This is a genomic window from Nisaea denitrificans DSM 18348, assembly GCF_000426505.1.
GTDB lineage: Bacteria > Pseudomonadota > Alphaproteobacteria > Thalassobaculales > Thalassobaculaceae > Nisaea > Nisaea denitrificans.
Map to the genome: position 1 here is coordinate 401,442 of NZ_AUFM01000011.1, position 19,023 is coordinate 420,464.

Genomic DNA, 19,023 nt, shown 5'->3' on the forward strand with positions numbered 1-19,023 from the left:
CGAATGTGCCTGAATTGTCCGTACGGACAGGCGCGCACGACAAGTTTTATCGTTTCGTTTTCGACTGGACGAAGCAAACGCCCTATAGCGTTTCGGAGCAACCGGACCGCGCGGTTATCCGGTTCGAAAACCCGGCCTGGATCAATGACGAAGAGGTCCGGCGGTTCATTCCGGAGCGTTTAAAGAATTTCAGTTCGGTTCCTGGCGGTAATGCGATCGATGTAACGATCCCGCTGCAGGCGCGTGAAGGTGTTCGGCATTTCACCAGCGGAACGCGGGTTGTTCTGGATGTGGTGGAAGGCGGTGAGCCGAGCAGAACGGGAGTATCCGCATCCGCATCCGCATCTACAGAGCCTGCAGTGCCCGCGCCTCGAGCCGCACCGGTAGAGCCGGTGACGGCAGCAGTACCGGAAAATCAGGCGACCGATTCCGCGAAACAGGTCGCCGCGCAGTTCGGGCTGCAGCCGCAAGCCGAGGGGGCTGCCGGAGTGGCCGTGCCTCCGGCCTCGGTGGCGCCAGCATCGGGATCAGCACCTGCTAATGCGCCGCAGGCCGAAGCGACAGAAAACCCAGCCCCCATACCTCCTGCCGTCGGAGCTGGGGCAGAGCAGCAAGCCGCTGCCGGTCCTGCTCAAGCCGGTCTCCCTCAATCGGAAACAGTTTCGCAAGCGACGGCGCCGGGCAAGTCACCCGAGATAGAACCGGAGGCTTTTGGAACTGCGACACGTCTTCAGGACATCGATCTGAAGACGCTGATGAAGAACGGCGAGTCTCTAGTTTCCAGCCTCAGTGCCGGAAATCAGGGGGTGATCGAAGGACCGGTCATTCCGGTCACCGCCGCGCAGGACAACAACATCGTCTCGGTTCGTTTCGAGTGGACCCAGCCTGTTGCGGCTGCGGTGTTCGCGCGGGCCGGATATGTGTGGGTGGTCTTCGGAGCGCCCGCCCGCTTTGATCTTAAGGGCCTTAATAGTGCCGACTATCAGTTGTTCGGCGAAAAAATTCAGGTTCCGGTAAATGGAGGATCGGCTGTCCGGTTCCCCACCGTCGAAGGCGTTAACCCCAGAGTCTGGCGTGACAATGCCGTCTGGATCGTTGATTTCCGGCCCCAGAACAGCCGGCCGGATGTGCCGGTGCGGGTTGAAACACAGCTCGTCAGCGCACAGGGCCCCCGCGTTTTCATCCCGCTGGAGGACCACGGCGCGACCGTCATTATCAGGGACCCCGAGATCGGCGATCAGCTGTTTGTCGTGCCGGTCGCCTCGCTCAGCCGCGGTGTCGACGGTTTGCGGCAATTCACCGAGTTCAATCTTCTGAATTCGGCGCAGGGCGTGGTTGTTCAGCCTTTGGCTGATGATGTCACCATCCGGTCCTTGCCGGATGGTGTTGCCATCACCAAGCTCGGGGGGCTGACGATTTCTCGAAATGTGCAGCAATCGACGGACGATCAGGTTGCACAGCGGATAGACGGATTGCCGCCGGGATTGGCGCCTGGCCGGATATTTGATTTCAGCAATTGGCGGAAAGGGGGCACGGAAAAGTTCCTGCAAGAAAAGCAGGCGATACAGAGGCGGATTTCGGAAGCGACCAGTATCGCGCGCAGCGGTCCCCGACTGGAACTGGCACATTTTTACTTCGCGCACGGCCTTTCCGCGGAAGCGATGGGGCTGCTTCGGACGATCGAGGCCGAGGACGAGGATCTTTCCCGCAGGCCGGACGTCAAAGCGCTGCGCGGCGCGGCTCATTTCATGCTGGGGCGTTACAAGGAAGCCGAGGAAGATCTGATGGACCGCAATCTCAGCGGTCTATCGGAGGCAGAGCTGTGGCGTGGTGCGACGAAGGCGTCTCAGGGACGGTGGCCGGAAGCGGTCGAGCATTTCGCCCGTGCCGGTGAAATACCAGGTGGATATCCGAGAAACGTCGCAACACAAATGGCGCTGCTGGCGGCAGAAGCGGCGATCCGCGCCGGCGACTATCGTGGCGCTGGTGCCTTCATCGATGTTGTCGCTGAAGGCCAGCCGACACCCGGCGAGCAATCCCGCCTTAATTATCTTCGGGGGCGGGTGCTGTATGCATCTGGTGACATCGACACGGCGCTGGATTACTGGCGGCGTCTATCCCAGGGGCTGGACCGCTGGTCACGGGTCCGTGCCGAGCGGGCTCTGATCGAACATGGTCTGAGGGCTGGCCAGATCAGTCCTACCGATGCTATTGCCGGGCTTGAGAGCCTGCGCTACACGTGGCGCGGGGACCAGGTTGAGTTCGACCTGTTGCGCGAATTGGGCAAGCTTTACCTGGAAGAAAACGAATATATCGACGGACTGAATGCGCTGCGTGAAGCGGTGACCTTCTTCCCGGAAAATCTATATGCCGAGCAGGTCGCCGAGGAGATGACGGATTCCTTCAGCCGGATCTTCACCGAGGGCGACGCTGACAAGATGACGCCGATCCAGGCGTTGTCGCTTTACGATCAGTTCCGTGAGCTTACCCCTGTCGGCGCCCGCGGAGACGAGATCATCCAGAGGCTGGCGGATCGTCTGGTCCAGGTCGATCTGCTTGATCGTGCATCCATTTTGCTGGAACGGCAGGTGAAGTTCCGTCTGCAGGGCGGAGACAAGGCGCGTGTCGGCGCCAGGCTCGCTCTGATCCGTTTGTTGGACCGCAGACCTGAAGAAGCACTGGCCGCGCTGGATGAAAGTGTCGCTCCCGGTATGGGGGCAGATCTGGCGCTGGAACGTAAGCGCCTCCGCGCCCGCGCTGAGTTTGAATTGGGGGATGCGGACGGTGCATTGAGGCTGCTGTCCGGTGATCAGAGCCGGGATGCGGATTTGTTGCGCGCGGATGTTTTCTGGCGGACCCAGCGCTGGGCTCAGGCTGCCGAGGTTTTCCAGCGTCTGGTTGGACGGTCGGGTCAGGACGGGCGGCGGATCGACGATCGCGCAGCGACTTTGATCCTGAACTGGGCTGTATCCTTGTCGCTTAGCAACAATATCGAGCAGTTGAGCCGGGTTCGGCAGATTTTCACCCAGCAGATGGACAACACGCCGTTCCGCGAAGCTTTCCGCCTGATTACCAACAAGACCGAGGGAGATCTCGACGATTTCCGGACGCTGGCGGACCGGTTCGGTGAGATTGGCCGGTTTCAGGCTTTCCTGACGTCCTATAGGGACCGTCTCAAGGACAAGCCGCTGAGTGCAACAAACTAGGTTGTGTCCGTACTTGGTGTTGCGAGTGTCCTTGGGCCTAGCTAAGAAGCGCCGAAACTTCGGACGAGACTTCCGGCGATCAGATACCAGCCATCCACCAGAACGAAGAAGATCAGCTTGAAGGGCAGGGAGACGATGACCGGCGGTACCATCATCATACCCATGGACATCAGGATCGAGGCGACCACCATGTCGATGATGACGAACGGTAGATAAATCAGGAAGCCGATCTCGAAGGCGCGTCTGAGTTCGCTGATCATGAAGGCGGGGACGAGAACCTTCAGGGGCGCGTTGGCGCCGATTTCGTCCGGGCCGACCCGGCCAATATCCTCAAACAGCTGAAGATCCTTGTCGCGGACCTGGCTGAGCATGAAGACACGGAATGGTTCGGCGGCGCGCTCGAAGGCTTCAAATTCGTCTATCCTTTCCTCGATCAACGGAGAGATGCCGTCCTGCCACGCTTTTTCAAGTGTTGGAGCCATGATGAAGCCGGTCAGGAACAGTGCGAGGCTGATCATCACGATATTTGGCGGCGATTGCTGGGTGCCGAGAGCGGTACGCAGCAGAGAGAAGACGATCACCAGCCGGGTAAAAGATGTGACGGTCACCAGAATGCCCGGCGCAATGGAGAGCAGTGTAACGACGCCAACGAGCTGGATCAGGCGCGCCGTTGTCGAGCCGCCGGGCTCACCGATATCCAGAGTCAGGGTCTGCGCCACTGCATCCGGCGTCACAATCAGGTAGATCAGGGCAGTGCAGACAACTCCCGCGAGGCCGGCCCAGTGCGGCCAGCGGAGTGTGAAAAGGGCCTGTCTCATGCCTGCTCTCCCTTTTCAGCCGGCTTGTCGCTGGTTCCGGCAGCTTTCAGGGCGGACTGAAAGCTGCTCGTGCCCATGCCTGAGTCGATAACCAGATCGTTATTCGGGCCAAGCAGCAGTAAATGCTCGCGGTCATCGCAGCGCACAAGCATCACGCGACGCCGCGGGTCGAGAGATATCTGACCGGTCACTGAGAGACGCCCGGAATTGTGGGCGCGTACAATACCAAGCCTCCCCGCATAGCGGCGGGCAACCCAATAGACTACGCCGATCAGGCCGATCGTGAAGGCGAAGCCGAGGAAAAACCGAACATAAATATCAAAACCCATGATGAAAGCATTTCACAAGGTGTCGCGGATGGGAACCGGCAAGCCGATGTCCGTGATGCGAAGTAACGGTGATCTGTGGGGAGAAGCCGGGCAGGGCCGGAAATCAAGGCGACACGTTCGGATGCGGTCAGCCGTTGCCGTGCCCTTTGCCGCCATAGGCTGCTGCGGCCTTCCTGCGCAAGTTCGCGGAATCGGCAGGGGGCGCTTCCTCAGCCGCCTTTTTGGCCATTACCTCCGACAGCAATTCAAGCAGCCCGATGACGTGTTTCATTTCCGGAGCGAGGGCGTGGGCTTCTTTCGGCGGCAGGTTCGGGATCGCTGTACAGACGGACGCTACATCCGTTTCAAGGCCGATAAGTGCGCCGGAGATGATTGACGACGGCTCCTTCAGGGCAGCCTCAAGGCGTGCACGCACCGATGCCAGCCGTTCTGCCGGATTTTCTGGATTTGCGGCTGTCATTTCTGCTCCTCGACACGGACCCGTTCGTTGGCGCGATATACATAGGTAAGGATCTCTGCGACGGCCGCGAAGGCTTCAACCGGGATTTCGCAATCTACTTCGACGGCAGCGAGGATCTGCACCAGGTCCGGATCTTTCCGCACTTTCACATCGTTTTCAAAAGCAAGGCGCAGAATCTTTTCCGCGACCTCGCCATAACCTTTGGCGATCACCCGCGGGGCGTCTTCGGTGCTGTCATCATGGTCGAGTGCGATTGCAATCTGGCGGTCTTTCGCCGCATTGGCTTCACGCCGGGCTTTGGCGGCACGTCGCTCCATTGCCGCGCGCTGCCCCTCCCGATCAGCGAGGGCTTCTGCGTCGGATACCGAAATTCCTGTCAGGTCTCTCGAACGGTCTGTCATCGGGAGAAGTATATGCGCGCACGCGCCCAAGCCAAACAAGCCAATCTTGGCATGATGTTTGCTTTTACTGTTGCGGGAGCCATGAAGGTTCTCTGAGATGAACGAAAAGTGCGCGAGCGAGAGTCGATATGTCGATCACCAATCTGACACTGATGAACATGGCACAGCACAAGCTGAACTGGCTTTCCGAACGCCAGTCCGTGTTGGCGCAGAACATCGCGAATGCCGACTCTCCGAGCTACCGGTCGCAGGACCTTACACCGATCAACTTCAAGCGAGAGGTTGAGCAGGTGATCAAGCTTCCCGTCGCAGTGACGGAAGGCAGCCACATGACCGGAACCACGCCGCGCAACGATTTCCGTATCGATAAAACGGGCTACAAGGACGTTTACGAGGCGAGCCCGAACGGCAACGGCGTCGTTCTGGAAGAACAAATGATCGCCGTGCAGGACACCAAGCTGCAGTACGACCTCGCGCTGAACCTCTACAACAAGCAGATCGGCATGTTCCGCACCGCACTCGGCGGTGGTGGCGCACGGTAAGCAGGCCCCCCAGTAATAACAGGCGTGGACAGGAAAGGATCAAGTCATGGATCTCAATTCTGCGATCAAGATTTCCGCATCCGGTATGCGAACCCAGGGCACGCGGCTCCGGGTCATTTCCGAAAACGTGGCCAACGCGGACTCGCTTGGTTCGGTGAAGGGAGTAGACCCTTATCGCCGCAAAACCATCGTCTTCGAGAATTATGTGAACCGGGAGGCGGATGCCGAAATGGTCCGTGTCGCGAAGATCGGGCGGGACGATTCGGAGTTCCAGCTGGCCTACGAGCCGTTCCATCCTCTGGCCGATGAAGAGGGATATGTACGCCGCCCGAATGTGAACAGCCTGATTGAAATGATGGACATGCGGGAAGCGCAGCGCAGTTACGAGGCCAACCTTTCCTCGATCGAGATGGCGCGTAGCATGCTGCAGCGGACGGTAGATCTGTTACGCGGCTAAATAGGGGCCGGGCTGGAAAGAAAGCGTGATCCCGAGTAATATCGGGTTGAATAGAAATGGAGTTCTCCATGGTAAGCAATATCGGAAATGCGCTAGGAGCTGCCGGAATCGGTAAGGTTCCAGGTGCCGATGGAGCAAAATCTGCCGACATGGTCGGGACCGATTTCTCCAGCTTCGTGAAGCAGGCGGCTCAGGATGCAGTCGGTGTGATGGAGTCTGGCGAGCAGATGTCCATGAAGGGGATTGCCGGCGAGGCGGACCTGACCGACGTGGTGCAGGCGGTGAACAGCGCCGATATTACGCTCAGGACAATCGTGACCCTCCGGGATCGCATGGTTCAGGCCTATCAGGAAGTCATCCGCATGCCAGTTTGATGGCGCTTGCGGCTCCTTTTCGGGTCATAATCGATTGGTCATGAATTGCCCGGCAGGAATTGCCGGGCTGTACATGTTTGCCGGGATGAGATCGTGGCCGGGATGAGACTATGAATGAAGCTGATGCCATCGAGATCGGCCGTGAGGCCGTTATCACAATGCTGACAATGTCGACGCCGATCATGCTGCTTGGCCTTGCCATCGGCCTGATGATTTCCTTGTTTCAGGCCCTGACCCAGTTGCAGGAAATGACACTGGTGTTCGTGCCGAAGATCATCATCGTGTTCGGCGGGCTTATTTTCTTCCTGCCGTTCATGCTGAACACAATAACTGCCTTCATGCAGTCCATAGCAGACAAAATCATATCGCTCGGATAGGGCTGGCGCAGGTTCATGCCTCTTGAGGATTTCCTCCCGACTCAGGTCTACATCATTCTGCTGGTCTTGAGCCGGCTGGGTGGGACCATGATGCTCATACCGGGTATCGGGGAGACCTTTGTTCCCGTCCAGTACCGGCTGATCTTGACGCTTGGGCTGAGCCTCGTCGTTGCACCGCTGGTCGCGGACACAATCCCGCTGGCGCCGTCTGCACCGGAGCTGGCGCGCCTGATATTTTTTGAAATGGTGATCGGGCTCTATTTCGGGATCGTTGCGCGGATCCTGTTATTGACGATGGATACGGCAGGTCAGATCATCGCCATGAATACAGGGCTTTCGAATGCGCAGATCTTCAACCCGGCCATCGCTACGCAAGGCTCGCTGCCCGGCTTCTTCCTGCTGAATATCGCGACCCTGCTTTTGCTGATCACGGACCTGCATCATTTGCTGATCCGCGCCTTGATTGACAGCTACTCCCTGTTCCCTCCGGGGGAGTCGCTTCCCATTGCAGGTTTTGCCGATGCGATTTCGACGGTCATTTCGAAAAGCTTCCAGCTTGCGGTCCAGCTTGCCTCGCCGTTCATTGTGCTGGGGCTGCTTTTCTATCTGGTGATGGGGGTCATGGCGCGGCTGATGCCGCAATTGCAGATCTTTTTCGTCGCGCTGCCGATCCAGGTGGTGATGGGGTTGATGGTTCTTTCACTGGTTCTCAGTGGGGCCATGCTGGTCTTTTTGGAGTATTATGGCGCGAGTATCGGGAGTTACGTGATCCCAACCTAAAATGTGTGGCGCCGCGACAATGGAGTTGCGGCAGCCGGGGCGATCGGAGCCGGTGGCATGGCCGACCAGGACGATGCAGATAAGTCAGAAGAACCGTCTGCGCGAAAACTCTCGCAAGCGCGGGAAAAAGGGCAAACCCTCAGTTCCAAGGAGGTGAACAATTTTGCCGTCCTTTTGGGGGCGACGTTGATTGTCGGACTGATCGGGCCTTTCCTGCTGACGGATATGAGCCGCGCACTGCTGTTTTTCATCGAGCGTCCCGACCGTGTCGACATGAGCGCCGTCGGACCGGTCCTTTACGATACGCTGCTCAATGTGGGGATCGCTGTCGCGCCTGCATTGGGCCTTCTTGTCGTTCTGGCGGCTGGAGGAATTCTCGCACAGATAGGCTGGCTGATTGCTCCGTCAGCGATCGAACCGAAGCTTGAGAAAATCTCACCAATCGCCGGTGCAAAACGTCTGTTCAGCTTGAAATCGGTCGTTGAGCTGCTCAAGGGCATCGTCAAGATGGTTCTGGTCGGCTTCGTTGCCTATCTGATCGTCTCTCCGGAATTCTCGCGCGTCGAGTTGATGGTGCAGATGGACATCACGGAACTGCTCAATGAAACCCATTGGGTGGCGATCAAGTTGTTCGTCGGTGTGCTGGCGATAATGGGTGTGCTGGCGACCGTAGACTACCTCTATCAGCGCTATGAGTTCATGAAGCAGCAGCGCATGTCCAAGCAGGAAGTGAAGGACGAGCACAAGCAGACCGAAGGCGATCCGCATGTTAAGGCGCGGCTTCGCCAGCTTCGTGCGGAGCGGGCGCGCACGCGGATGATCGCAGAGGTGCCCAATGCAACAGTTGTGGTCACGAACCCGACCCACTTTGCCGTGGCGCTGAAATACGAAATGGATGCTATGGCCGCCCCGCGGGTCGTTGCCAAGGGCGTGGACGCTGTTGCCCTGAAAATCCGGGAAGTCGCGACGGACAGCGATGTTCCGATCGTTGAAAACCGGCCATTGGCGCGCGCGCTATTCGAGAATGCCGAGATAGACGAGGAAATCCCGGAAGAATATTTCAAGGCCGTTGCCGAGGTGATCAGCTATGTCTTCAAGTTGAACAAATCGAACGTGCCCGCGAACATCTCTCTATAAATTAGAAAAAAGACAGGGCGGAAGGCACGTGCAATCGTTCCGCACAAATGTCCCGACCCTTGGGGAGACCGGATGGATCCGATGATTGTGCCCGCGGCGAGCGGCTTTTTGGTGGCCGCTGCCATTGGTGTCGCTGCGACTGTCAAACTCAGGCGCTCCCGTGCGGCCTTGAGAATACTCGAGGCGGAGCGTGAACAATTACAGGCAGACGTTGCGGCCTTGACGTCGGAACTCTCTGAGCGAACTCAGGCGGAGAAAGCGGAAGCCACGCCAATGCTTCCGGTCTGCAGGTTTTCCGAAGAAGGCCGTTTTCTATCCGCCAATCAGGCTTTCGTCGATTTGTTTGCTGCGGGTGACGGGGACGATATCGCCTCAAACAAGATTGTTCTCCGATTGCGCCTCATGGTCAGCAAGCACATGGAGCAGGCCCGGGCTGCAGAGCCGGGAGTGCTTGTCACGGCTGGAACGGTGCCGTCGGCGGAGGGCCAGTCAGCCTGGCAGGTGCAGCTTGCCGTTGATCGGGACGCGGAGGACGGCGGAAGCATTCTGGCATTGCTGTTGCCCGAGACGGATAGCTGGACGGCTCCGGCTCTCGATTACGCCCCGGCCGGCATTGTTTTCCTCGGCGGCGATTTCAAAACCATTCATGCGAATGCGGCTTATAGGGCGCTGGTCGAAGGCACCGGGCCGGGAGCGGCGGACAGGGGCACGCTCTTTGTCGATCTTATCGACCAGGAAGACCGCGAGGCCGCGGCCCGGTTCCTAGAGGGAGCCTCCGCAGATGGAGAGAATATCGAAGTCCAGCTTGTCGACCGTGAAGGTGGGGACGGCATCGAGGTCGCTGTTTTCTGCCGTTCCCTTAAAGCCGGGGAAGGTCCGGATGGCGCGACGCTGGTCGTATATCTGATCGATATCGGTCGCCGCCGTCAGTTGGAGGCGCAGGTCGCGCAGTCGCAGAAGATGCAGGCTGTGGGCCAGCTCGCCGGCGGTGTCGCACATGATTTCAACAACTTGCTGACAGCGATGAACGGGTATTGCGATCTCCTACTCGCCCGTCACCGGCCGGGAGACCAGTCCTTCTCGGATGTCATGCAGGTAAAGCAGAACGCCAACCGGGCGGCTAATCTGGTGCGCCAGTTGCTCGCGTTTTCCCGTCAGCAGACGATGATCGCGCGGGTGCTTGATGTCACCGAGACCGTTGCGGACCTGTCGCACCTGTTGCGCCGCCTGATCGGTGAGAACATCGTTCTGAAAATCACCCATGGCCGCGAGCTGGCGCCGATCCGGGTCGATCAGGGGCAACTTGAGCAGGTGGTGATCAATCTGGTCGTGAATGCTCGTGACGCCTGTCCTGGCGGTGGCAAGATCACGATGAAAACCCATGACTTTGTCACTCAGATGCCGGTTCGACGCGGTGATGACATGATGCCCGCCGGGCGCTATGTGCAGCTCGATGTGGTGGATACCGGAACCGGCATTGAAGAGAAGATCATTGGCCGGATTTTCGAGCCGTTCTTCTCGACCAAGGAGGTCGGGCAGGGAACCGGGCTCGGACTCTCCACCGTCTATGGAATCGTGAAGCAGATCAACGGCTTCATTTCGGTGGAAAGCACAGTCGGAGAGGGCACGACGTTCTCCGTATTCCTGCCCGCCTACGAGGGTAAGGAGGCGCTCAGTCGGCATGGCGACGGGCAGATGGATGGCACCGAATCACGCAAGGATCTGACCGGGGTGGAAACCATCATGCTGGTCGAGGACGAGGATCCGGTCCGTCTGTTCGGCGCGCGTGCGCTGCGGAACAAGGGCTACAAGGTAATCGAGGCTCGTAACGGAGAGGCGGCCCTGCAGTTGCTGTCGGACAAGAGCGAGGAGATCGACCTGTTGATCACCGATGTGGTGATGCCGGGGATGGATGGTCCGACCCTGGTGCGCAAGGTGCGGGAGGACCGGCCGGATCTCCGGGTTATCTGTATTTCAGGCTATTCAGAGGACGCCCTGCGCCAGCGCATCGAGGAAGACACCAACATTCATTTCCTGCCGAAGCCCTTCAGCCTGAAGCAGCTTGCGGGAACGGTGAAAGACGTGCTCCACCCGCTATGAGTGCTCCATGGTGATTCGGACGACGAATTTGGAACAAGGTGAGAACATAATGCTGATCTCATCGCCCAGACGCAAAATGTCGTAGGCAGTCGTAAAGTGAATCCTAGATTTCGAACGTGAACAAAAGGGGGAAATGTTCTTGTAAATGAGAACAAAGATGGTACATACTGAAGTCCGAATTTCAGTTCAGTCCCGTCCATAGGGTTAATTGGACAAACGGGGCGGCGCTGATTGCCATCGCAGGCGTCCTTGTGGGATATGGAGGATCGGGTATGTCGGAACTAGCACTCAGAGTCATCGAACGGGACCCCATGGACAAGACAAAGGCGTTGGAAGCTGCCCTCGGCCAGATCGAGAAGGCATTTGGCAAGGGCTCGATTATGAAGCTCGGCCAGAACGAGCAGGTGGCTGAAGCCGAAGCCGTCTCGACCGGCTCTATCGGGCTGGATATCGGACTGGGAATTGGCGGTTTGCCACGCGGCCGCATCGTCGAGATCTACGGCCCGGAAAGCTCCGGCAAGACCACTCTTGCACTGCATGCCATCGCGGAAGCCCAGAAGAATGGCGGCACTTGCGCCTTTGTCGATGCGGAACACGCGCTTGATCCGATCTATGCCCGCAAGCTTGGCGTTGATCTTGATGAGCTGCTGATTTCCCAGCCGGACGCCGGTGAGCAGGCGCTGGAAATTACCGATACGCTGGTGCGCTCCGGTGCGATCGATGTGCTGGTTGTCGACTCTGTCGCAGCCCTGGTGCCGCGGGCTGAACTTGAAGGCGAGATGGGCGACAGTCATGTCGGCCTGCAGGCCCGACTGATGAGCCAGGCGCTGCGCAAGCTGACCTCGTCGATTTCAAAGTCTCGCTGCCTAGTCATCTTCATCAACCAGATTCGTCTGAAAATTGGCGTGATGTTCGGTAACCCGGAAACCACGTCCGGCGGCAACGCGCTCAAGTTCTATGCCTCCGTGCGGCTGGATATCCGGCGGATCGGCGCGATCAAGGACCGGGACGAAGTGGTCGGTAACCAGACACGGGTCAAGGTGGTGAAGAACAAGATGGCGCCGCCCTTCCGGGTGATCGAATTCGACATCATGTACGGTGAAGGCATTTCCAAGACCGGAGAGATCCTTGATCTCGGCGTCAATGCCGGGATCGTCGAGAAGTCGGGCGCATGGTTCTCCTACAGCGGTCAGCGCATCGGTCAGGGCCGTGAGAATGCCAAGCGCTTCCTGACCGAGAACAAGGAAATCGCCAGTGAGATCGAACAGCAGATCCGGCAGAACGCGGGCCTGGTCGCGGATGCAATGATGCAGGGGCCGGACGATACGGCACCTGCAACCGATGCCTGACTCCGGATAAGGAAATCCGGCTCAAGGGCCGGCTTTTCCGCCGCAGATTAAAAGCAGAAAACCCTGGACCGGCCTCGGTCCAGGGTTTTCTTTTGTAAAAGCTTGGAGGTCATCGCTTCAACCCGGCTCTCCCGGGAATATCGACTGAGCTATTTGCCTAATGGAAAATGGCGGATTCCCAATGGCCCCGCGCTGGACAGAAGAGGGCTTCTTCAGTAAAAGCGGACCCCGCCTGCTGCGATGGCGCGGCGGGCTGACAGGCACGGTTATTCCGGCGGCAAGAGACGCGCTCCGCCGGTCCGGAGGGACGATATGCAGACCGCGAACGAGATCCGACGCACATTCCTCGATTACTTCGTCGAGAACGGTCACGCCGAAGTCGCTTCCAGTCCTCTGGTGCCGCGGAACGACCCGACCCTGCTTTTCACCAATGCCGGGATGGTGCAGTTCAAGAACGTCTTCACCGGGCAGGAGCATCGCGACTACAACCGGGCTGCCACTTCCCAGAAATGCGTGCGTGCTGGCGGCAAGCACAACGATCTTGAGAATGTCGGCTATACGGCCCGGCACCACACATTCTTCGAGATGCTGGGGAACTTTTCCTTTGGCGATTATTTCAAGGAACAGGCCATCGAGCATGCCTGGACCCTGATCACCAAGCGCTACGGCCTGCCGGCCGACAAGCTGCTGGTGACGGTCTATCACGAGGACGAGGAGGCGGCGGCGCTCTGGCGCAAGATTGCGGGCCTGTCCGACGACCGCATCATCCGTATCGCCACCTCGGATAATTTCTGGGCGATGGGCGATACCGGCCCGTGCGGCCCGTGCTCTGAGATCTTTTTCGATCATGGCCCGGACATTCCGGGTGGCCCTCCGGGCAGCCCGGACGAAGACGGCGACCGGTTCATCGAGATCTGGAATCTGGTCTTCATGCAGTACGAGCAGATCGGTCCAGGTAACCGGGTGAACCTGCCGCGCCCGTCCATCGATACGGGCATGGGGCTGGAGCGTATCGCCGCCGTTCTGCAGGGCCAGCACGACAATTACGACATCGATCTGATGCGTGCCCTGATCGAGGCATCGGCCCACGAAGCGAATGTCGACCCGGACGGGCCATTCAAGATTTCCCACCGGGTGGTCGCCGATCACTTGCGCGCTTCCAGTTTCCTGATCGCCGACGGTGTTCTGCCGTCCAATGAGGGTCGAGGCTACGTTCTGCGACGGATCATGCGCCGGGCCATGCGCCATGCTCATATCATGGGCTGCAAGGACCCACTGGTCTGGAAACTGGTGCCGGCACTGGTCAAGCAGATGGGTGACGCGTTCCCGGAACTCGGCCGCGCGGAAAGCCTGATCAAGGAAACCTTGAAGCTGGAAGAAACCCGCTTCAAGGAAACCCTCGACCGAGGTTTGAAGCACCTGGAAGATGAGACGTCGCGTCTTGGCGATGGCGAGACTCTCGCCGGTGAGGTGGCCTTCAAGCTTTATGACACCTACGGTTTCCCGCTTGATCTGACCCAGGACATCCTGCGTGGTCAGGGCCGTCTTGTTGATACGGACGGATTTCAAACCGCCATGGAACGCCAGCGCGCGGCGGCTCGTGCCGCCTGGTCCGGCTCCGGCGAGGCGGCGACCGATGCGGTCTGGTTCGAATTGCGTGAGCAGTGCGGCGCCACTGAATTCCTCGGCTACGGCACCGACCATGCGGAAGGCCAGATCGAGGCGCTGGTGCTCGATGGCAAGCCGGTAAAGCGTATCGAGGGACCGGCTGAGTTTGCCATGATCGTGAACCAGACTCCTTTCTACGGCGAATCCGGTGGTCAGGTCGGAGATGCGGGGGCTGCCCGTACTCTTGGCGGCACGGAGATCGATGTTTCAGATACGCAGAAGAAAGTCGGTGATCTCTGGGTTCATATCGCCAAAGTGGCGGAAGGAGTCGTCGAAGTCGGCGATGCGGTCGAGCTCACTGTCGACAGGGAGCGCCGGGGCCGCACGCAGGCCAACCATTCGGCCACCCACCTGCTGCACGAGGCATTGCGGCGGCACCTTGGCAAACATGTGACGCAGAAAGGCTCGCTCGTCGCGCCGGGGCGTTTGCGTTTCGATTTCGCCCACCCGAAAGCCATGTCCCATATGGAACTGAAGGCTGTCGAGACGGAAGTGAATGAACGCATTCGCGGTAATAGCGGCGTCAGCACGGCCCTTATGGACCCGGAAAGTGCCATCGAGGCCGGCGCCATGGCCTTGTTTGGCGAAAAATACGGAGACGAGGTCCGGGTTGTCAGCATGGGCGGGGCGACGGACGATCCCGGCAAGCAGCATTACTCGACCGAGCTTTGCGGCGGCATCCATGTGAACCGGACCGGCGATATCGGTGTCCTGCATATCATTTCTGAAGGGGCGGTCGCATCCGGAGTCCGCCGGATCGAGGCTGTCACGGGCGCCGGTGCGCTGGAATATCTCGATGGCCGAGAAGGCCTGCTGACGGCCGCAGCGACGGTGGCGAAGGTTTCCGTCGACCAGTTGCCCGACCGGATCGGTACCCTCATCGAGGATCGCCGCAAGCTGGAGCGCGAAGTGCAGGACCTGCGGCGCAAGCTTGCAGAGGGCGGTGGAGCAGGCGAAGCGCAGAGCAAGGATGTGGCGGGTGTCACGTTCACCGGTCGTGCCCTTGAAGGCGTGCCCGCGCGCGAGCTGAAAGGCGTCGCGGACGGCCTGAAGCAGCAGATCGGCACTGGCGTCGTGGCCGTTGTGTCCTCCGATGAGGGCAAGGCGTCCCTGGTGGTTGGTGTGACGGCGGATCTGACGGACAAGGTCAGCGCGGTGGACTTGGTGCGCGTAGGCTCCGAAGCCCTCGGCGGAAAAGGCGGCGGCGGCCGTCCGGACATGGCACAGGCCGGCGGCCCGGACGCGGATGCAGGCCCGGCGGCGATTGCCGCCATCGAAGCCGCCCTGGCTGAAAAACTCGCCTGATTGGCGATAGCTTTGCCATCGACAGGCAGTGACTGATCGCCTTACCTTAACGAGGAGGCGCCCGCTTCGGGGGCGCTTTTTCCTTTCCGTTCGCAGTGGGTTACTGCCGGACGGCATCACGCGCCCGAGGGAGTTTTCATGACCGAGACGTCACGCTTTTCAGGAACGGACGGGTATATCGCGACGGAAGACCTCAAGGTCGCCGTGAACGCGGCGATCACCTTGCAGCGTCCGCTCCTGATCAAGGGGGAGCCCGGTACCGGCAAAACAGTCCTTGCCCACGAGGTGGCCCGCGCTCTCGGCATGCCGCTGATAGAGTGGCACATCAAGTCAACCACCAAGGCGCAACAAGGCCTCTATGAATATGACGCGGTCTCCCGTCTGCGTGACAGCCAGCTCGGTGACGAGAAGGTGCACGATATCTCCAACTACATCGTGCGCGGAAAACTCTGGGATGCCTTCGAGGCGGAAAAGCCGTCGATCCTGCTGATCGACGAGATCGACAAGGCCGATATCGAATTTCCGAACGACCTGCTGCTCGAACTCGACCGGATGGAATTCTTCGTCTACGAGACGCAGCAGGTGGTGAAAGCCAAACAGCGGCCGATCGTGATCATCACCTCGAACAACGAGAAGGAGTTGCCGGACGCCTTCCTGCGTCGCTGCTTCTTCCACTATATCCGCTTCCCTGAGCCTGAGGTGATGGCGGAAATCGTCGAGGTGCATTTCCCGAAGCTGAAGCAGAACATGCTGCGAGAAGCGCTGACCTCCTTCTACGAGGTGCGCGAGGTGCCGGGATTGAAGAAAAAGCCCTCCACATCCGAGCTACTGGACTGGATCAAGCTTCTGGTGGTCGAGGATATCCCGCCGGAGACGCTGAGGTCCAAGGACAAGAAGGACATTATTCCGCCGCTTTATGGCGCTCTGCTGAAGAACGAGCAGGATGTGCACATGTTTGAACGGCTGGCTTTCATGGCCCGCCGGGAGGGACGGGGGTAATGAAGGGCCTTGGTTTGATGCTATCCGCCGCGCTGACCATCGCGGCTTTTTCAGCGCCGGCTGGCGCGGCCGACGAGACCTTGAAACAAGCCCTTGAGGACTATGGAAGCGCGGCCGGAACGATTGCGGCCTCTGTGCCGTTCTGCGGTGGCCCGGACAAGGAACTTGCCTACTTTATCGCGCAAGTGAAACAGCTTGCCGAGAAAGCGGGCGCCGGTCCGCTCGAATGGGCGGCAATCGCGATTGCGATGCAAAAGTCCAGCGCTGCCGCTGAAATCGAGAATCATCATTGCACCGAAGACGGAGGCCGATCCTTGGCAACCGATCTTCTTGAGAAGCAGAAGGCCCTGCAGGCTGCGCTCAACTAGCGGCGCGTTGCGGTGGCATGAGTTCAAAAAGAAGGCGCCCAGTAAAGGGCGCCTTCTGGTGTTGTGGTTCAGACTGACGGCATCGTCATCCTGATTGTCATTTCTCCTGATGCATCATGCCTGTATCGCCCGGTTTCAGAGAATCCGTATCGATCATAGAAATGTCGGCCGATATGGTTCCGCTCGAAAACCTCAACGCTTAAGGAACCTTTGAGGCCTGCTGCGTGATCCACCAGCATTTTGCCCAGTCCCTGTCCATGGCAGGAGGGGCAAAGAAACAGCCCGCCGATTTCTGCGCCGATCAGAGCAATGAAGCCGACAGATTTTGCTTCCTGCTCCAGTATCCAGGTTTCGGCATTTGGAAGGTAAAGATTGCGCAGGTTTTCATCCTCCTGCGCGATGAAGCCGTCACTTAGAAACGGATGGGCAAGCGCGCTTGCGGACCGCCAGATCGAAACGAGGGCGTCGGTATCGCTGGATTTGTATTGTCTGATCATTGTCTGGATGATTTCCATGTTTCCGCTGCCGGCAAACTGCCGGAGCGAATGTTCCGAATTATGCTGAAGTCAAACCAACAGGCGTCGCGCCGTACCGGCGCAAGCGTGATCTGTTACTGGCTTGGATGGGTGGCCACATGGCCGCCCGCATTCATCGGGACATAAAATCTCCAGTTCCGTGACGCGTTCTTATCGGTGCACCGGTAAGGGTGCAACGGGAACAGTGATTGAAACGCACGCTATTTTGATTGCTGCAATCGCTGGTGCGACCTAATATTCATCTATACGTCTATATGAATTATGTCGCCGTTTCTATTCCAGCCCGTGCAGACAGGAAAGCTCGTAATGTCGACAACCGTTTTCATCGCCGTGATCGGGGCAGCTGTCCTGCATGCCGCATGGAACGCCTTGGTCAAGAACGGGGCTGACAAGCTGATGGCCATGACGGCCGTCGTGCTCGGGCATTTGCCTTTCGCCTTGGCAGCCCTGCCGTTTGTCCCGCTGCCACACGCCGAAGCGCTGCCGTATCTTCTTGCCGGAATTGGGCTGCATGTCGGCTATCAGTTGTTCCTTCTCGGCTCCTACACCTTTGGCGATTTGACGCAGGTCTATCCGATCGCCCGTGGAGTGGCTCCATTGATCGTGGCAGCGGTTTCAATCGCCGTGCTCGGGGTGGAAATGAACAACATGGAGCTTTCCGCCATCTTCCTGATCGGTGCCGCCATCATCAGCCTGACGTTGGTCAGGCGGGCCGACGGACAGCGAAACGGAAAGGCGGCCGCGCTCGCCGTGGCAACGGGATGCTTCATCGCGTCCTATTCCCTCGTGGACGGGCTGGGCGCGCGCTTGGCCGGCACCTCCCTCGGTTTCTATGCCTGGCAAGCCATCGGCAACGGTATCGTGATGTCGATATACGTGGCTATCCGCTCGACCGGCACCTTCGGTCTAATTTGGAGCGACGGGAAGAAGCTGTTCTTTGTTGGTGGTAGTGCGTCCTTCGTCGCCTATGCGACGGTCACCTGGGCCTTCACGCAGGCGCCTATTGCACTGGTAACGGCACTCCGCGAGACCAGCATCGTCTTCGCGCTGCTGATGGGCGTTTTTTTCCTGAAGGAGCGACTGGACCTGATGAAAGTGGCCTCGACCATGACCACCCTGATCGGTGCGGTCCTGCTGCGCTTCGCGAGGTATTGAGGATGCGTATCCTGGCATTCTCGGACTTGCACCGGAGTGTGAGCGCGACACGGAAGGTAGTCGAGGCGAGCAGTAAGGCCGATGTCTTCGTCGCCGCCGGTGATTTCGCAATTCGCGGTGAGGGCGAATCGGACACAATCGCCTTTCTGAAACAGTGCGGAAAGCCAGTCATTCTGGTCCACGGTAATCATGACCGGCCTGCGGAGGTGGCGGCGCTCTGTGCCGACTGGGTGGACGGTCACTATCTGCATGGCGGGGCCGTGACCCTGGATGGGGTCACGTTCACGGGGCTTGGCGGCGAGATTCCGCACCGGAACGATGCCGGATGGAATGTCAGCGAGAGCGAGGAACGCGCCGCAGCACTGCTGGAACAGGCCGGACCGGCGACGGTACTCGTCACCCATGCACCGCCGTTCGGTTCGGCGGACCTGCAGAAAGACGGCTCTCATCACGGCTGTTCCGCGATCGCGGAATTTATCCGAACCAGCCAACCTGAACTCTGTCTCTGCGGCCATATTCACCATTCCTGGGGCGAGACCGATCAGATCGGAAGAACGCGGGTGCAGAATCTCGGGCCGACCGTGAACTGGTTCGATATCAAATGACGGGCGGGTTGTACTAAGCATGCTTGACCGGCCCCGCCGCTCCTGTGACAAATCCCC

19 protein-coding genes are annotated in these 19,023 nt (G+C 59.1%); 14 read left to right on the forward strand and 5 right to left on the reverse strand.

What is annotated here, in order from left to right; all coding sequences use genetic code 11:
* Window positions 1-5 precede the first annotated feature (5 nt).
* A complete protein-coding gene (locus K328_RS0102650; protein WP_156901155.1) occupies window positions 6-3,206 on the forward strand; it encodes a hypothetical protein in 3,201 nt (1,066 codons plus the stop codon).
* 41 nt (window positions 3,207-3,247) lie between these two features.
* On the opposite strand, the gene fliP is transcribed toward K328_RS0102650, so the two are convergent.
* The 4 genes from fliP to K328_RS0102670 form a co-directional block, all read right to left on the reverse strand.
* Entirely contained in the window at window positions 3,248-4,024 is a 777-nt protein-coding gene (gene fliP, locus K328_RS0102655) for a flagellar type III secretion system pore protein FliP (RefSeq protein WP_028464641.1), read from the reverse strand.
* Window positions 4,021-4,353 carry a FliO/MopB family protein gene (locus K328_RS0102660; protein WP_028464642.1) on the reverse strand — a complete coding sequence of 111 codons (333 nt, stop codon included), beginning with the start codon at window positions 4,351-4,353 and terminating at the stop codon, window positions 4,021-4,023. The genes fliP and K328_RS0102660 overlap by 4 nt, the downstream gene beginning before the upstream one ends.
* 127 nt (window positions 4,354-4,480) lie before the next feature.
* Window positions 4,481-4,813, reverse strand: coding sequence for a hypothetical protein (locus K328_RS0102665; protein ID WP_028464643.1), 333 nt, complete (start codon window positions 4,811-4,813; stop codon window positions 4,481-4,483).
* Window positions 4,810-5,214, reverse strand: coding sequence for an EscU/YscU/HrcU family type III secretion system export apparatus switch protein (locus tag K328_RS0102670; protein WP_084608060.1), 405 nt, complete (start codon window positions 5,212-5,214; stop codon window positions 4,810-4,812). Before K328_RS0102670 ends, K328_RS0102665 begins: the two co-directional genes overlap by 4 nt.
* Before the next feature lie 128 nt (window positions 5,215-5,342).
* On the opposite strand from K328_RS0102670, the gene flgB reads away from it, so the two are divergent.
* From flgB to K328_RS0102730, 11 genes are all read left to right on the forward strand, one after another.
* Window positions 5,343-5,756 carry a flagellar basal body rod protein FlgB gene (gene flgB / locus K328_RS0102680; RefSeq protein ID WP_028464645.1) on the forward strand — a complete coding sequence of 138 codons (414 nt, stop codon included), beginning with the start codon at window positions 5,343-5,345 and terminating at the stop codon, window positions 5,754-5,756.
* Window positions 5,757-5,802: 46 nt separating this feature from the next.
* Window positions 5,803-6,213 (forward strand): flagellar basal body rod protein FlgC, encoded by a 411-nt coding sequence (flgC, locus tag K328_RS0102685; protein ID WP_028464646.1) that lies wholly within the window; start codon window positions 5,803-5,805, stop codon window positions 6,211-6,213.
* A gap of 68 nt (window positions 6,214-6,281) precedes the next feature.
* Entirely contained in the window at window positions 6,282-6,587 is a 306-nt protein-coding gene (fliE, locus tag K328_RS0102690; protein WP_028464647.1) for a flagellar hook-basal body complex protein FliE, read from the forward strand.
* A gap of 110 nt (window positions 6,588-6,697) precedes the next feature.
* Window positions 6,698-6,964 (forward strand): flagellar biosynthesis protein FliQ, encoded by a 267-nt coding sequence (gene fliQ / locus K328_RS0102695; protein ID WP_028464648.1) that lies wholly within the window; start codon window positions 6,698-6,700, stop codon window positions 6,962-6,964.
* Between the two features lie 15 nt (window positions 6,965-6,979).
* Window positions 6,980-7,744 carry a flagellar biosynthetic protein FliR gene (gene fliR, locus K328_RS0102700; RefSeq protein WP_028464649.1) on the forward strand — a complete coding sequence of 255 codons (765 nt, stop codon included), beginning with the start codon at window positions 6,980-6,982 and terminating at the stop codon, window positions 7,742-7,744.
* A 57-nt stretch (window positions 7,745-7,801) separates the two neighbouring features.
* Entirely contained in the window at window positions 7,802-8,881 is a 1,080-nt protein-coding gene (flhB, locus tag K328_RS0102705; RefSeq protein ID WP_028464650.1) for a flagellar biosynthesis protein FlhB, read from the forward strand.
* A gap of 72 nt (window positions 8,882-8,953) precedes the next feature.
* Window positions 8,954-10,981, forward strand: a complete 2,028-nt coding sequence (locus tag K328_RS25525) for a hybrid sensor histidine kinase/response regulator (protein WP_051284360.1) — start codon at window positions 8,954-8,956, stop codon at window positions 10,979-10,981.
* Window positions 10,982-11,253: 272 nt separating this feature from the next.
* Window positions 11,254-12,330 (forward strand): recombinase RecA, encoded by a 1,077-nt coding sequence (gene recA / locus K328_RS0102715; protein ID WP_028464651.1) that lies wholly within the window; start codon window positions 11,254-11,256, stop codon window positions 12,328-12,330.
* A gap of 312 nt (window positions 12,331-12,642) precedes the next feature.
* A complete protein-coding gene (gene alaS / locus K328_RS0102720; RefSeq protein WP_028464652.1) occupies window positions 12,643-15,303 on the forward strand; it encodes an alanine--tRNA ligase in 2,661 nt (886 codons plus the stop codon).
* A 138-nt stretch (window positions 15,304-15,441) separates the two neighbouring features.
* Entirely contained in the window at window positions 15,442-16,302 is an 861-nt protein-coding gene (locus tag K328_RS0102725) for an AAA family ATPase (protein WP_028464653.1), read from the forward strand.
* Complete coding sequence (locus tag K328_RS0102730; RefSeq protein ID WP_028464654.1) at window positions 16,302-16,670, forward strand: hypothetical protein; 369 nt, start codon at window positions 16,302-16,304, stop codon at window positions 16,668-16,670. Before K328_RS0102725 ends, K328_RS0102730 begins: the two co-directional genes overlap by 1 nt.
* 68 nt (window positions 16,671-16,738) lie before the next feature.
* Here the strand turns inward: K328_RS0102730 and K328_RS0102735 are convergent, their stop codons facing one another.
* Window positions 16,739-17,167: a GNAT family N-acetyltransferase gene (locus K328_RS0102735; protein ID WP_036553373.1), complete on the reverse strand. Its 429-nt coding sequence runs from the start codon at window positions 17,165-17,167 to the stop codon at window positions 16,739-16,741.
* 345 nt (window positions 17,168-17,512) lie between these two features.
* Here K328_RS0102735 and K328_RS0102740 point away from each other — a divergent pair, with 345 nt between their 5' ends.
* A complete protein-coding gene (locus tag K328_RS0102740) occupies window positions 17,513-18,361 on the forward strand; it encodes a DMT family transporter (protein WP_028464656.1) in 849 nt (282 codons plus the stop codon).
* A gap of 2 nt (window positions 18,362-18,363) precedes the next feature.
* On the forward strand, window positions 18,364-18,966 hold the full coding sequence (locus K328_RS0102745; RefSeq protein WP_028464657.1) for a metallophosphoesterase family protein: 603 nt from the start codon (window positions 18,364-18,366) through the stop codon (window positions 18,964-18,966).
* Window positions 18,967-19,023 lie beyond the last annotated feature (57 nt).